The organism is Hydrocarboniphaga effusa AP103, from assembly GCF_000271305.1.
GTDB classification, from domain to species: Bacteria; Pseudomonadota; Gammaproteobacteria; order Nevskiales; family Nevskiaceae; genus Hydrocarboniphaga; species Hydrocarboniphaga effusa.
Window position 1 is genome coordinate 87,758 of record NZ_AKGD01000004.1, and the last position, 12,772, is coordinate 100,529.

17 protein-coding genes are annotated in these 12,772 nt (G+C 64.3%); 11 read left to right on the top strand and 6 right to left on the bottom strand.

The window, feature by feature from the left end; genetic code table 11:
* Entirely contained in the window at positions 1-603 is a 603-nt protein-coding gene (wrbA, locus tag WQQ_RS19720) for an NAD(P)H:quinone oxidoreductase (RefSeq protein ID WP_007187023.1), read from the bottom strand.
* Between the two features lie 114 nt (positions 604-717).
* On the opposite strand from wrbA, the gene WQQ_RS19725 reads away from it, so the two are divergent.
* The 10 genes from WQQ_RS19725 (at position 718) to WQQ_RS19770 (ending at position 8,673) form a co-directional block, all read left to right on the top strand.
* A complete protein-coding gene (locus WQQ_RS19725; RefSeq protein ID WP_007187024.1) occupies positions 718-1,287 on the top strand; it encodes a rhomboid family intramembrane serine protease in 570 nt (189 codons plus the stop codon).
* Between the two features lie 131 nt (positions 1,288-1,418).
* A complete protein-coding gene (locus tag WQQ_RS19730; RefSeq protein WP_157534805.1) occupies positions 1,419-1,655 on the top strand; it encodes a hypothetical protein in 237 nt (78 codons plus the stop codon).
* A 193-nt stretch (positions 1,656-1,848) separates the two neighbouring features.
* A complete protein-coding gene (locus WQQ_RS19735; RefSeq protein ID WP_007187026.1) occupies positions 1,849-2,706 on the top strand; it encodes an STAS domain-containing protein in 858 nt (285 codons plus the stop codon).
* A gap of 10 nt (positions 2,707-2,716) precedes the next feature.
* Positions 2,717-3,106, top strand: a complete 390-nt coding sequence (locus tag WQQ_RS19740) for an STAS domain-containing protein (RefSeq protein WP_007187027.1) — start codon at positions 2,717-2,719, stop codon at positions 3,104-3,106.
* On the top strand, positions 3,087-3,491 hold the full coding sequence (locus WQQ_RS19745; RefSeq protein ID WP_040455166.1) for an anti-sigma regulatory factor: 405 nt from the start codon (positions 3,087-3,089) through the stop codon (positions 3,489-3,491). Before WQQ_RS19740 ends, WQQ_RS19745 begins: the two co-directional genes overlap by 20 nt.
* Before the next feature lie 29 nt (positions 3,492-3,520).
* On the top strand, positions 3,521-4,504 hold the full coding sequence (locus tag WQQ_RS19750; protein WP_192813005.1) for an ATP-binding SpoIIE family protein phosphatase: 984 nt from the start codon (positions 3,521-3,523) through the stop codon (positions 4,502-4,504).
* Complete coding sequence (locus WQQ_RS19755) at positions 4,501-5,376, top strand: sensor histidine kinase (protein ID WP_007187030.1); 876 nt, start codon at positions 4,501-4,503, stop codon at positions 5,374-5,376. Before WQQ_RS19750 ends, WQQ_RS19755 begins: the two co-directional genes overlap by 4 nt.
* Positions 5,373-6,959, top strand: coding sequence for an ATP-binding response regulator (locus WQQ_RS19760; RefSeq protein ID WP_007187031.1), 1,587 nt, complete (start codon positions 5,373-5,375; stop codon positions 6,957-6,959). Before WQQ_RS19755 ends, WQQ_RS19760 begins: the two co-directional genes overlap by 4 nt.
* Positions 6,960-7,079: 120 nt before the next feature.
* Positions 7,080-7,664 (top strand): cysteine hydrolase family protein, encoded by a 585-nt coding sequence (locus tag WQQ_RS19765; protein WP_007187032.1) that lies wholly within the window; start codon positions 7,080-7,082, stop codon positions 7,662-7,664.
* 121 nt (positions 7,665-7,785) lie between these two features.
* Positions 7,786-8,673, top strand: a complete 888-nt coding sequence (locus tag WQQ_RS19770) for a glucose 1-dehydrogenase (RefSeq protein WP_007187033.1) — start codon at positions 7,786-7,788, stop codon at positions 8,671-8,673.
* Between the two features lie 85 nt (positions 8,674-8,758).
* Here the strand turns inward: WQQ_RS19770 and WQQ_RS24510 are convergent, their stop codons facing one another.
* The 5 genes from WQQ_RS24510 to WQQ_RS19795 all read right to left on the bottom strand — a co-directional run bounded on the left by WQQ_RS24510 (position 8,759) and on the right by WQQ_RS19795 (position 11,909).
* Positions 8,759-9,238, bottom strand: coding sequence for a host attachment protein (locus tag WQQ_RS24510; RefSeq protein WP_040455167.1), 480 nt, complete (start codon positions 9,236-9,238; stop codon positions 8,759-8,761).
* A 10-nt stretch (positions 9,239-9,248) separates the two neighbouring features.
* Positions 9,249-9,488, bottom strand: a complete 240-nt coding sequence (locus tag WQQ_RS24515) for a hypothetical protein (protein WP_007187035.1) — start codon at positions 9,486-9,488, stop codon at positions 9,249-9,251.
* 61 nt (positions 9,489-9,549) lie between these two features.
* Positions 9,550-10,476, bottom strand: coding sequence for an iron-containing redox enzyme family protein (locus WQQ_RS19785; protein ID WP_007187036.1), 927 nt, complete (start codon positions 10,474-10,476; stop codon positions 9,550-9,552).
* A 321-nt stretch (positions 10,477-10,797) separates the two neighbouring features.
* The gene (locus WQQ_RS19790) at positions 10,798-11,292 is read right to left on the bottom strand and encodes a DUF421 domain-containing protein (protein ID WP_040455169.1); all 495 of its coding nucleotides are present in this window, start codon (positions 11,290-11,292) and stop codon (positions 10,798-10,800) included.
* A gap of 38 nt (positions 11,293-11,330) precedes the next feature.
* Positions 11,331-11,909 carry a hemerythrin domain-containing protein gene (locus WQQ_RS19795; RefSeq protein WP_050997817.1) on the bottom strand — a complete coding sequence of 193 codons (579 nt, stop codon included), beginning with the start codon at positions 11,907-11,909 and terminating at the stop codon, positions 11,331-11,333.
* Between the two features lie 285 nt (positions 11,910-12,194).
* Here WQQ_RS19795 and WQQ_RS19800 point away from each other — a divergent pair, with 285 nt between their 5' ends.
* Complete coding sequence (locus WQQ_RS19800; protein ID WP_007187040.1) at positions 12,195-12,734, top strand: DUF4142 domain-containing protein; 540 nt, start codon at positions 12,195-12,197, stop codon at positions 12,732-12,734.
* The last annotated feature ends 38 nt before the right edge of the window (positions 12,735-12,772 follow it).

Genomic DNA, 12,772 nt, shown 5'->3' on the forward strand with positions numbered 1-12,772 from the left:
CTACGCGGCGAGCTTGGCCGCGATCTGCGCCACGTGACGTCCCTGGAACGCGGCCATGCCGAGCTCGGCCTGGCTGGGCTGCCGTGAACCGTCACCGTCCGCGATCGTGCTCGCACCATAGGGCGATCCTCCCTTGATCTCGTCGACGCCCATCTGTCGCTGCTCGCTGTACGGCAAGCCCACGATGATCATGCCCAGATGCAGCAAGGTCGGATGGAACGTCAGCAGCGTGCTCTCCTGGCCGCCATGCTGGGTGGCGGTCGAGGTGAATACGCTGCCGACCTTGCCGATCAGCGCGCCCTTGGCCCAGAGTCCGCCGGCCTGGTCGAGAAAGTTGCGCATCTGCGCGGTCATGTTGCCGAAACGCGTCGGCGTGCCGAACAGGATGGCATCGTAGTTCGGCAGCTCATCGACGCGCGCGATCGGCGCATCCTGACTGGTTTTCGCGCCGGATTTGGCGAGCACGTCGGCCGGGACGAGCTCGGGCACCCGCTTGATATCGACCTCGGTGCCGGGCACCTCGGCCGCGCCCTTGGCGACCGCTTTGGCCATGGTTTCGATATGACCGTACATGCTGTAGTACAAGACCAGAACCTTGGCCATCGTCCGCTCCATTTCCAGTACGCCGGGCGATGTGCCGGCCGCATCCAGTGTCGGGATCGCAGCTGAGCAAGGCATGAGCAAGGTTCGCGAACCGTACACACGAAGAGGGCAAGCATGACGCCAGTGACTTATTTGCTGCTGGGCATCAACATCGTGGTCTTCGGCCTGCAGCTGCAAGATCCCCAATCCCTGCTTCCGGGCTACGCCTTGTGGCCGCTCGGCAGCGGCTTTGCGCCCTGGCAGATCATCACCTGCGCGTTCCTGCACGGCAGCGTCGGACACCTGGCGGCCAACATGTTCGGCCTGTGGATGTTCGGACGCGATGTGGAGCGCGAGATCGGCTCCGCACGCTTCGTGAATCTCTACATGGCCAGCGTCGTCACCGCGAGCCTCGCGCAGCTGGCGGTGACTTCGGCGGCCGCCGAGGCGCAACCCACCGTGGGCGCTTCGGGCGGATTGTTCGGCGTGCTCGGCGCGTTCGCGCTGCTGTTCCCGAGCCGTCGCGTCATGCTGATCTTCTTTCCGGTGCCGTTGCCGGCTCCGGTCTTCGTCACGCTCTACGCCCTGTTCGAGCTCTATACCGGCGTAACCGGGACCATCAACGGCGTGGCGCATTTCGCGCACCTGGGCGGCCTGGTCGGTGGGCTTGCGCTGGCCTGGTATTGGAAGGCGCGCAGGACTTGATCGGTTATTATCGTCACTCGTGACGATAATATGGAGCAACAAGTGGGATGAAAAAAGCCGACGACAGCCAAAACCCCTCGAGTGCCGCTCCCAGGCGCGGCCGCGGACGCCCCAAGAGCGCGGAAGGCGCGATGAGCGGGGCACTCAGGCAGAAGCTCTACCGCATGCGGCACCAGGCCGATCTGCAGGCGAAGACGCCGGCGGGCATGCGCAAGGCGGCCGAGGCGCAGCTGCGCCGCATGATCCGTGGCGATTGCCGCCCCTGCGAACTCGAAGGCGCTTTGCAGATGGCCTACATGCTCGGCCTGTTGCCGCTCGTCGAGCTACCGGGCTGGCGCGCTCGCCTCGCCAGGACGCGAACCGAGTGAGCACGTGCTGATCGATCCCGCCACCGCATGAAACAACCACGGCATGCGACGACCCGGGAACGGAGTTTGCTGACTCGGAGTTTGCTGATTTCGCGCGCAAGAACAAGGCGTTAGAGGCGTGCTAGACTCGATCGATACAGCTCCCGACAGCTGTCACAGAACATCTCAAATTTCAATCAACGAGGGCTGATCGATGGCATTCGCTTCGAAGCTGAGTTTGCTGTTGTCCGGCGATACCGCCTCTGCTTCCATCCATCAGCAATGGCTTGCCGAGCTGCGTCAGAACATTGCGACCAGTGGCGGGCGCATCAGCGAAGCCGCTCTGAATCAGCAAACCACCGAATTCTTGCGCCTGCTCGCCATGGCGACGCAGGGCGGCAACCTGTCGCCGGCCATGCCGTCCAAGCCTTCGCCGCTGCGCGATTTTCTCGAAGAGATTTCCCGCAGCCGGGCGGTGCAGGGGTTCAGCTTCGACGAAACCGCCACCTTCATCTTCTCGCTCAAGCGGCCGCTGTTCGCTGCGCTGCGCGCTGCCTACCAGAGCGATGCCGACGGGCTCGCCGAAGACATCTGGGCGGTGACCGAACTGCTCGACGCGCTGGGCCTGCACACGGCGAGAACCTACCAGCGCTCGCGCGAAGACGTCATCAACCGCCAGCAGCAGGATCTGCTCGAAATCTCCACGCCGGTCGTCAAGCTGTGGGACGGCATCCTCGCATTGCCCGTGATCGGCACGCTCGACTCCGCGCGCACGCAGGTGGTGATGGAGACGCTGCTGCAGCGCATCGTCGAAACCGAAGCCGAGCTCGCGATCATCGACATCACCGGTGTTCCGACCGTCGACACGCTGGTTGCCCAGCATCTGCTCAAGACCGTCACCGCCATTCGCCTGATGGGCGCCGATTGCATCATCAGCGGCATACGCCCGCAGATCGCGCAGACCATCGTGCACCTGGGCGTCGAGCTCGGCGCGGTCGCCACCAAGGCCACGCTCGCCGATGCCTTCGCGCTCGCGATGAAGCGCGTCGGCCTCAACGTGGCGCGGGCCTGAGCCGCTCGCCATGGAGCGCATTCCGATTCTACGCATGGGCGAGTTTCTGCTCGTCACGATCCAGGTCGACATGCACGATCAGCTCGCGCTGACGCTGCAGGAAGACCTCACCACGATGATCCAGAAAAAAAACGCCAAGGGCGTGCTGATCGACATCTCGGCGCTCGAGATCGTCGACTCGTTCATCGGCCGCATGATCGCCGACATCTCGGCGATGTCGCGCCTGCTCGATGCGCGCACGGTGCTGGTCGGCATGCAGCCGGCGGTTGCGATCACGCTCGTCGAGCTCGGCCTGAGCCTCAGCGGCGTGCGCACCGCACTCAATGTCGAGCGCGGCATGCGCCTGCTCAGGATGGATTGGGATTCCTGGGAGGGCGTCGATGGCCGTCACCGCGGCTGACGTCGTCCCGGTACGCTCGGAGCAGGACATCGTCCTGAGCCGACAGCTCGTGCGCAAACTCGTGCAGCAGCTCGGCTTCTCGCTCGTCGACCAGACCAAGATGGTCACCGCCGCGAGCGAGATTGCGCGCAACACGCTGATCTACGGTGGCGGCGGCGACATGCGCTGGCAGCTGCTCGACGACGGGATCCGCAAAGGCCTGCGCCTGAGCTTCGAAGATCGGGGGCCGGGCATTCCGGACATCGGTTTGGCAATGACCGACGGCTGGACTTCCGGCCACGGGCTCGGCAAGGGGCTGACGGGTTCCAAACGCCTCGTCAACGAGTTCGAGTTGCAGACAGCAGTGGGTCAGGGAACCACCGTCACGATCACGCGTTGGAAGTGATCCTGGACCCTATGACTCTGCAGCGGCGCATGGCGATTACGGACGCGAGCGCGATCGGCGCCGCTCGCCGCATGGCAACGCAAATCGCCATCGAAGCGGGGGCCGACGAAACCCATGCTGGCCGCGTCGCCATCGTCGCCTCCGAACTCGCGACCAACCTCGTGCGCCACGCCAATGGCGGCGAACTCCTCGTCCAGGTTCTCGATCAGGCCGCGCCGGTCGTGGAACTCGTCGCACTCGATTCCGGCCCCGGCATGGGCGATACCTCGCTGTGCCTGAGCGATGGTTATTCGACGCACGGCACCTCGGGCAACGGCCTTGGCGCGGTGCGGCGATTGTCGGCGTTCTTCGATGTCTATTCGCAGCTCGGCAAGGGCACCGTCGTGGTCGCGCGCCTCGCGGTATCGGCGCGCAAGACCTTGGTGCCGGCGTCGCTGTTCGAGCTGGGCGCGGTCAACGTCGCCCTTCATGGCGAGCCGGTTTGCGGCGACGGCTGGATGCTCGTCGAAAGCGAGGACAACATCGCGCTGATGGTCGTCGACGGGCTCGGCCACGGCTTGCTGGCGCACGAGGTCGCGCTGGCGGCCAAGGCGGCTTTCAACGCGACGCCGTGGCCGCCCGTGGCGAGCCTGCAGCGCGCCAACGAGCAATTGTCCTCGACACGCGGCGGCGCAATGGCCTGCGCGCTGCTCGATCGCACGCGCGGCCTGCTGAGCTATGCGGGAGTCGGCAACATCAGCGGCACGCTGGTGGGCGAGCGCAACCAGGGGCTGGTTTCACACAATGGAACGGTCGGTGCACAGATGAAACGCGTGCAGGGCTTCGATTACGCCTGGAAGCCGAACTGCCTGCTGGTGATGCATTCGGATGGGGTTTCCGCGCGCTGGAAGCTCGGCGACTACCCGGGGCTCGCTGCGCGTCATCCGGCCATCATCGCCGCGGTACTGTTTCGCGATTTCGCCCGTGAGCGCGACGACGCCACGATCGTGGTTCTGAAACAGGCCGACGCATGAGCGCTTCCGCTGCCTCGGTCGATGAGCTGCATGCGCTGATCGCGCAACACGAGGCGCAGATCGAGTTGCTCAACGCCGAGCTCGCCGAAACCAATCTCGGCGTCGTCGCGCTGTATTCGGAGCTCGAGGACAAAGCGGCCCAGTTGCGCGACGCGGCCGAGCTCAAGAGCCGCTTCCTGTCCTACATCAGCCACGAGTTCAAGACGCCGCTGAGCTCGATCCGATCGATCGCGCGCATCCTGCTCGACGAACTCGACGGCCCCCTGGGCGACGAGCAGAAGCGTCAGGTGGGTTTCATCCAGACATCGGCCGTGGAACTCACCGACATGGTCGGAGACCTGCTCGACCTGGCTCGCGTCGAAGCCGGCAAGATCAACATTTCGCCGGCATGGTTCGAGATGGTCGACCTGTTCTCGACCCTACGCGGCATGTTCAAGCCGCTGGTCGGCGATACCGCGGTGGCGCTGATCTTCGAGGAGCCCGTCGGCCTCGACCGCGTCTACACCGACGATCGCAAGCTTTCACAGATCATGCGCAACTTCATCGCCAACGCGTTGAAGTTCACCTCCGAAGGCGAAGTGCGCGTGAGTGCGAAGGCGATCGACGGGGATCGCGTGGAATTCTCGGTCAGCGATACCGGCATCGGCATCGCGCCCGAGTATCAAAGCGCCTTGTTCCAGGATTTCACGCAGGTGGATTCGCCGATCCAGAAGCGCTTTCGCGGTGCCGGGCTTGGGCTTGCGCTGTCGAAGAAATTCGCCGAACTGCTCGGCGGCGAAGTCGGCGTCGTCAGCGAAGTCGGCCGGGGCTCCTGCTTCTGGGTACGGCTGCCGATGCGCCTCAAGGCCAGCGTAAGCGAGAGTCCGGAATGACGCCTGCCGATTTCACCATTCTCGTGGTCGACGACAATCCGGCCACCCGCTATTCGACCTCGCGAGTGCTGCGCGCCGAAGGCTTCAAGCTGCGCGAAGCCGGAACCGGTAGCGATGCGCTCAAGCTCGCCGACGAGCGTGTGGATCTCGTCGTGCTCGATATCAACCTGCCCGATTTCAGCGGCTTCGAGATCTGCCAGGCCTTGCGCGAGCGGCCCGATACGGCGCGCGTGGCGATCGTGCATCTGTCCGCGAGCTTCGTCGATGAAGGCTCCAAGGTCACGGGCCTCAACGCGGGCGCCGACGGCTACCTCACGCATCCGGTCGAGCCGCGCGTGCTGGCTGCCACCGTCAAGGCCTTCCTGCGGGCGCGCCAAGCCGAGGCCGAGCGCGAGCAGCTGCTCGAGAGCGAACGCGCCGCGCGCGCGGAAGCCGAGCGCGCGAACCGGCTCAAGGACGAGTTCCTGGCCACGCTGAGCCATGAGCTGCGCACGCCGCTCAACGCCATTCTCGGCTGGGCCGAAGTCCTGACCCGCCAGGCGCAGGGCAGCGATCACCGGCAAGGCCTGCAGGCGATCGAACGCAATGCGCGCCTGCAAGCCCAGCTCATCAACGATCTGCTCGACGTCTCGCGTATCACCTCGGGCAAGATGCGGCTCGACATCGAGTTGCTCGATCTGAATTCCGCGCTCGAAACCGCAGTCGAGGGCGTGCGCTCCACCGCAGAAGCCAAGGGCGTGCGCGTGGAATGCGCGGGCGAGGCGGCGCAGGCGATGGTGCTCGCCGACGGTGCCCGCATCCAGCAGGTGCTCTGGAACCTGCTCTCGAACGCGATCAAGTTCACGCCCAAGGGCGGCAATGTCCGCGCCGAGGTGCACAACGACGGACACCAGGTACGCGTCGTGATCTCGGACAGCGGCCGCGGCATCGAACCCGAATTCCTGCCGCACATTTTCGATCGCTTCCGCCAGGGCGAGAGCGGCAGCGCACGCGCGGCCGGGGGGCTCGGGCTTGGCTTGTCGATCGTCAAGCATCTGGTCGAAATGCACGGTGGCTCGGTCTCGGCCTACAGCAGCGGAAAAGGCGAGGGCGCCACGTTCTCGGTGGCCCTGCCGGCGACTTCGCTGGTGCCCGATACCGAGCAGGCAGCGACCTTGTCGGTACAGAGCTCGTTCGCGAGCGATCATTCGCTGAGCGGCCTGCGCGTGCTCGTGGTCGAGGACGACGACGATGCGCGCATTCTCGTCGGCCGCGTGCTCGGCGAAGCCGGTGCCGAGGCTCTCGAATGCGCCGACGTCGACACCGCGCTCGCCAGGCTCGACGAGTTCGCTCCGCAGGTGCTCGTCAGCGACATCGGCATGTCGCCGCGCGACGGCTACGAGTTGATTCGCAAGATCCGCAGTTCGGGGCTCGGAGCGGCGCAGTTGCCGGCCGTCGCGCTGACGGCGTTCGCGCGCATGGAAGATCGCCGCTCCGTTTTGCTCGCGGGCTACCAGATGCACCTCGCCAAGCCCGCCGACCCGCAGGAGCTTGTCGCGGCCGTCGCCTCGCTGGCCGGCAGAACCGGAAGTCGCACGCGCTGAACACCGGCGCGATGGAGTCATCCGCGGTTCCGACTCGCTGTGTCACTAAGCGTTCGGGTCGCTCGCATCGACTTGCGCAGTTCGCGCAAGCAAGCCGGCGAGCCGCAGGAGCGAAACGACATGGATGTCATCACCGACGCGGTTCACCTTTGCGTGGACATGCAGCGGCTCTTCGACCGCGACGGGCCTTGGGAAACGCCGTGGATGTCGCGCGTGCTGCCGATCGTCAGACGGCTCGCCGAAGCGCATCCCGAGAAAACGGTGTTCACGCGCTTCGTTCCACCCGAGACGCCGCGGCAGGCGCGTGGACGCTGGCGCGATTTCTATGAACACTGGCGCGACGTCACGCTCGAACGGCTCGACCCGAAGCTGATCGATCTCGTCGATCCGCTCGCCGCGCTGGTGCCGCCCGCGACCGTGATCGACAAGCCCGCGTATTCGCCGTTCGAACGCAGCCGCCTGCAAGCCGTGCTGCAGGAGCGTGGCGCCACCACCCTGATCATCTCGGGCGCCGAAACCGATGTCTGCGTGCTGGCGGCCGTACTCGACGCGGTCGACCTCGGCTATCGCGTCGTGATCGCGCGCGATGCCTTGTGCAGCGCCAACGACGCCACGCACGACGCCTTGCTGACGCTCTACGAGCAGCGCTACAGCCACCAGATCGATCTGGCCAGTAGCGCCGAGATTCTCGAGCTCTGGCGCTAGCGCGCATCGCGAGCACGACACAGGCGGGAACATCGTTTGCTCCCGAGTCGTTTGCTCCTGAGAAGGCTGCATGTCTTACCCATGGCAACGCTTCACCGACATACGATCAAGGAGGATCACCATGTCCGCTACGCATCTGAAGGATCCCCGCGAACGCGGCCCCAAGCCGCCGTTCCCGCAGCAACCGACCTCGCCTCCGGGCAAGGAGAAAGTGATGAATCCGCCTGCCGACCACGGCGAGACGGGATATCGGGCCAGCGGCAAGCTCGAGGGGCGTGTCGCCCTGATCACCGGCAGCGACAGCGGCATCGGCCGGGCCGTGGCGCTGCTCTATGCGCAGGAAGGCGCGAAGGTGGTCATCAATGGCCTGCCCGACGATGCGGAGGACGCGGCCAAGGCCGTCGAAGCCATCAAGAAGCTGGGCGGCAAGGCCATCGCCGTGAATGGCGACGTCAGCGATCCCGCGTTTTGCAGATCACTCGTCGAGAAAACCGTCTCGGAGTTCGGCAGCCTCGACATCCTCGTCAACAACGCGGCCTATCAGCGCTCCTACGAAAAGTTCGAGGAGATTCCGCTCGATGAGATCCAAACCACGTTCAAGACCAACGTGTTTCCGATTTTCTACTTGACCCAGGCCGCGGCGGCCCATCTGCGGCCGGGCGCCTGCGTGATCAACACGAGCTCGATCCAGGCCTTGTCTCCGACCCCGAATCTGATCTTCTACGCAGCGACCAAGTCCGCCATTTCGAGCATGACCAAGAGTCTCGCCGGCTTGCTCGCCGACAAGGGCGTGCGCGTGAACGCCGTGGCGCCAGGGCCGGTCTGGACTCCGCTGATTCCGTCGACTCTCGATCCGGATTTCGTCCAGCAGTTCGGCTCGCACACGGCATTCAAGCGGCCGGCGCAGCCCGTCGAGCAGGCGACACTGTTCGTATTCCTGGCATCCGACGACGCAAGCTACGTCACCGGCGAAGTTTTCGGCGCGACGGGCGGACAGACTCCGATCTGAGTTCCATCACCTAAGCCCAACAAAAGGCCGGAGCAGGGCTCCGGCCTTTGTGTTTGTCATCGCCGTGCTCGGCGGCTGATCTGGATCAGTGAGTCACATCGTCGGGCAGTGCCGCCCGAATCTGCTCGGGCGAGTGGCGCGCCAGACTCTTGCTGACTTCGGCGCCCACACGTTTGCGAATTTCGGCGTCGAGACGCTGGCGCAGCAGACCGAGAAAATGCGGCTCCGCAATCAGGTGCACTTGCTCGGCCTGGGTCTCACGCAAGCTGATTGCCACGCGCTTGCACACTTCCGCCGCGAACTCCTCTATGCGATGCGCCTTCATCGACCCGCCACCATAGGCGGAATTTCCGCTCTGCGTCGTCGATGCGCCGCGCCGTCCGGCCGCATCCGCCACGAGCTCTCGCTCGTCGGCGTGCGCGGCCGGATTGGTCAGATCATCGAGCTCGGTCCATTCGGCATCGTTCCTGGCAAGGAACAGACGGGCGATCGCCGCGTCGGCCGCCACCACGACGGCACTGCGGGATCGCCGATCGCCGACAGGCTTGTTCTGAGGGCTGCTCATGTGTCCTCCGTCATTCCTTGCGGTCCTGACGCAGCTTGCCTCCGCCGGGCGGTGTGGAGTGATCCGCAGATCCCTGCCGGCCTCTGTGATCCGGGCCACCAGACTGTTGTTGCTGTCCCGAGACGTTCTTCTTTTCCGAGTCTTCCTGGTCCGAAGCGAGGCCACGGCTGACGGTCTTCTCGTTTTCGTCCAGACGGCGCTCGAGCTCGATCTTGCGTGCTTCCGGTCCGCGATGCTGTTGCTGTGCCATGAGGATTCCTCCTGTCTTACACGAATGGCGCTCGTGATATCCGAGCGAAGAAAGATGAGCCTCAGGCTGCGCGTGCCTCGCCCCGACCGTTGGCCTCGGCCGGCATCCGCAGTTCGATGCGATAGCGCATGAAGCAGCGCTCTCCGCATCGCAGTCGCATGAGCGCGCCCTCGGCGATCGCCAAGGCCGCCTCCGGAAACTCGTTCACGATCGGCCGGATGGCCTCGCGATTCCAGGCTTCCGAGTGGCGGATATCGAGGCCCGCATGCAGCGTGAAGTAACGGCGTCCCTGCGCGGAGATGCCGAGGCGCTTGAGGCCTTCGTCGACCTTGCAGACGCGGGTGGGCGCCGTGAGCTCGACGACGCCCAAGGCGCCGATGGACTGGTACGTGTAGCGACGGTGACTGGCGAGCGCAAGCATGGTGTTGGCGAGCGCGAGTGCTTCGTGGACGGTCGTTTCGATCTTGGGCTGCAGCTCCAGTTCCCGGACCGTCGCGCTGAGCATGAGGCCGTGCATGCCTTCCTCACGGCCGCGGCCCATCTCGTCCCAGTAGTTGCGCGCGAGTTCGAGCTTCGGCTGCGGAGCGAGGCCGAGTTGCGTCAGCGCAACGAGATCATCGAAGCCCGCTTCCCCCGCGACTTCCTGGGTCAGGAACCAGCGCATCTGGCTCATCGTCGCCTGCTCTGCGAGCCACGGAAACAGCGCATCGCCCTGGCCGGGACCGTTCTCACGCAAGCCTTCGAACCACGCCATGAAACCATCGGCATCGGTCGGAACGTTCTGCAGCATCGGCGCCAGCTCACGGCGTTGGGCCTCGATGAGCTCGATGTCCATGCGCCGCAACTGCATTTCGGTTTCGAGCTCGCGTTCCCAGTCCTGAGCGGGCAACCGGGGCTGCAGGCGACCGACGTTTTTCTGCGCCAGGTCGCGGTGAAAGCGCTCGCTACCGATGCGATGCAGGCGCGGGGTGGAATTGATCGGGTTCATGAAGACCTCTCGTAATGGATGCGGTGCGATGACCGGTGCGATGACGTTCGACGTCAACTGTCCACTAGCTTGTTCGCATGGGCTGTCCACGTCATGAACTCGAATGGAGCGCGCGCCTCGTGGCTCGATCGCGGTCGGATATCGATTTTCCGCCGCCATTTCATTGGCCACGTCCCGCGAAACAATCTGCTGAAGCCGCGCTGTCCCGGTCGCGAATCGAGCAAGCTGCATTGCTTGCACTGCACGCGACTATGCTCCGCGGCTTTCCGCAACAAAGATAGATACCGGAAAGGAGGCAGCAATCTCTTCGACGGCCCTGAGTCAGTGCTTCAAGACGCTGATGCGACCATCGCTCTCAAGCAGGCAAAGCCTGGCTTCGGAAGGATCCTCGATGCCTTGCTCGCGCAGATGCGAGAGCAGCTCCTCGTCGCTGATCTTTTGCCTGCGCAGGGAGTCCTGCTGCACGTGACCATTGCGGATCAGGACGACCGGCGGCGGCTGCGCAACGGGCGTGAACCAGTGGTAGCGATAGGCGAGATGATCGATCAAGCGATCCCAGAACACGATCGTGGCGATCAGCACGAAACCCGACGCGATCGACTCGTAGGTACCGCCCATCGCGTTCTGCGAGGCATCGGCGAGAATGGTGATGAGCAAGACATCGGCGATGCCGAGTTGGCCGGTCGGCCGCCGGAACAGGCGCAGGATCAGAAACAGGAACCAATAGGTCAGCGTACCTCGCAACACCATCTCGGCCACGCTGGAATCGGGAATCATCAGCGTCTGCCAGTCGACGCTGATGATTTTCTCGATCATGGCCTGCTTTGAGCCGATGCCCAAGCGCTACAGGCTACTCAGTGTGTCTGGGCCTTGTAGGCCTTGATGACGCTCGCCGAGGTGTCGTCGCCGACATAGCGTTCGAAACTTTCGGCGTAAAGACGTGTGAGCCGCTCCATGGTTTCGGGCGAGGCCTTGTCCTGCAGCTTGCGGAACCAGGTGTGCTCTTCTTCGTACATGTGATGTTCGACGGCACCGCGAATGTGGCCGAGCTTGTCGATGTAGTCCTGGCTCATCGGATCAAGTTCGTCGAGCGCCGCGGTCTCGCCCTTGGCCGCGCTCTGCTCCTGGTAGGCAAGTTCGGTTCGCAGCTTTTCGCCATGCGAGGCCATTGCCGGATACAGCGTGACTTCCTCGGCGATCGCATGGCCCGCGAGCAGGATCGACAACCACTTCTGGGTGGCACGCCGCTGCTCGGGCGTCTTGGCCTTCTCGACGGCGTCGAAGGCCGCTTCGATCTGCTGATGGTGGTCGAGCACCATCGCGAACCAGCTGCCGGGAACCGCTTCGGCGATGGCCTGGCGACGCGCCTTCTCGCGCGCATGGCGGGTTTCGGGCGGGGTGACGGCGGAAACGATCTTGTCGACGATGGACATGGCGATCTCCTTGGTTGGAAAGTGGACCTGGGTTTTCGCATCGAACTTCTTGCGCAGCAGCCTAAGCAAAGGCGCTGAATCGTCGATGGCTTCACGCGGCTGTGGAGTTCATCGAATCGCGAGTCGATCGCAGCTGGGCAATAGCGGGAACGCCGTTTGCGGAGGGGCTATTGCGTTCTGTCGCAGCAGGAACGCGCTCGGTGCCCGCCGCCAACTTGCGCAAGGCGGCTTGATACCAGACTCGCACGATAAAAACGCAACACCCCTCACTCACAGGAGCATGGAATGAAAATCAACAAAATCGTTTTGCTGGCCGGCCTGAGCACTCTGGCATTCTCCCCGCTGTCGGCGATCGCAGCGGAGCCGATGCAGCCGTCGGGTGTCTTGCAGGCGGTGCTTTCGAACAGCGAGAAGGATTTCTTCGAAAGCGCGGCCTCGTCGAACATGCTCGAGATCGAAGCGGCCAAGCTCGCCCAGACCAAGGCCAGCCGGCCCGAACTCAAGAACTTTGCCGAGCAGATGATCAAGGATCACACCGAAGCCTCGCAGAAGCTCCAGGCGCTCGCGACGAGCAAGGGCGTGACCCTGCCGACCCAGCTGCTCGGCCGTCATCAGCAGATGCTCGATGCACTCGCCAAAGACAAGCCCGGCAAGGACTTCGACAAGGACTACGAGAACAAGATGGTCCTCACGCACAAGGAAGCCGTCTCGCTGTTCGACCAGACGGCGAAGGAAGCCAAGGATCCGCAGGTCAAGGCCTTCGCGGCCGAACTGCTGCCGAAGCTGCAGCAGCACGGCGCACATGCCAAGGAACTCAATACCTAGGTGCGCGTAGCGCTCCCTTCCATCGCGAGGAGGGAGCG

Bases quoted from the DNA above. Each gene is read 5' to 3' on its own strand.
- WQQ_RS19725 (WP_007187024.1), top strand. From the start codon at position 718: ATGACGCCAGTGACTTATTTGCTGCTGGGCATCAACATCGTGGTCTTC.
- WQQ_RS19790 (WP_040455169.1), bottom strand. From the start codon at position 11,292: ATGATCGAGAAAATCATCAGCGTCGACTGGCAGACGCTGATGATTCCC.
- WQQ_RS19760 (WP_007187031.1), top strand. From the start codon at position 5,373: ATGACGCCTGCCGATTTCACCATTCTCGTGGTCGACGACAATCCGGCC.
- WQQ_RS19795 (WP_050997817.1), bottom strand. From the start codon at position 11,909: ATGTCCATCGTCGACAAGATCGTTTCCGCCGTCACCCCGCCCGAAACC.
- WQQ_RS19730 (WP_157534805.1), top strand. From the start codon at position 1,419: ATGAGCGGGGCACTCAGGCAGAAGCTCTACCGCATGCGGCACCAGGCC.
- WQQ_RS19800 (WP_007187040.1), top strand. From the start codon at position 12,195: ATGAAAATCAACAAAATCGTTTTGCTGGCCGGCCTGAGCACTCTGGCA.
- WQQ_RS19740 (WP_007187027.1), top strand. From the start codon at position 2,717: ATGGAGCGCATTCCGATTCTACGCATGGGCGAGTTTCTGCTCGTCACG.
- WQQ_RS24510 (WP_040455167.1), bottom strand. From the start codon at position 9,238: ATGAGCAGCCCTCAGAACAAGCCTGTCGGCGATCGGCGATCCCGCAGT.
- WQQ_RS19785 (WP_007187036.1), bottom strand. From the start codon at position 10,476: ATGAACCCGATCAATTCCACCCCGCGCCTGCATCGCATCGGTAGCGAG.
- WQQ_RS19735 (WP_007187026.1), top strand. From the start codon at position 1,849: ATGGCATTCGCTTCGAAGCTGAGTTTGCTGTTGTCCGGCGATACCGCC.
- WQQ_RS19770 (WP_007187033.1), top strand. From the start codon at position 7,786: ATGTCCGCTACGCATCTGAAGGATCCCCGCGAACGCGGCCCCAAGCCG.
- WQQ_RS24515 (WP_007187035.1), bottom strand. From the start codon at position 9,488: ATGGCACAGCAACAGCATCGCGGACCGGAAGCACGCAAGATCGAGCTC.
- WQQ_RS19765 (WP_007187032.1), top strand. From the start codon at position 7,080: ATGGATGTCATCACCGACGCGGTTCACCTTTGCGTGGACATGCAGCGG.
- WQQ_RS19745 (WP_040455166.1), top strand. From the start codon at position 3,087: ATGGCCGTCACCGCGGCTGACGTCGTCCCGGTACGCTCGGAGCAGGAC.
- wrbA (WP_007187023.1), bottom strand. From the start codon at position 603: ATGGCCAAGGTTCTGGTCTTGTACTACAGCATGTACGGTCATATCGAA.
- WQQ_RS19750 (WP_192813005.1), top strand. From the start codon at position 3,521: ATGGCGATTACGGACGCGAGCGCGATCGGCGCCGCTCGCCGCATGGCA.
- WQQ_RS19755 (WP_007187030.1), top strand. From the start codon at position 4,501: ATGAGCGCTTCCGCTGCCTCGGTCGATGAGCTGCATGCGCTGATCGCG.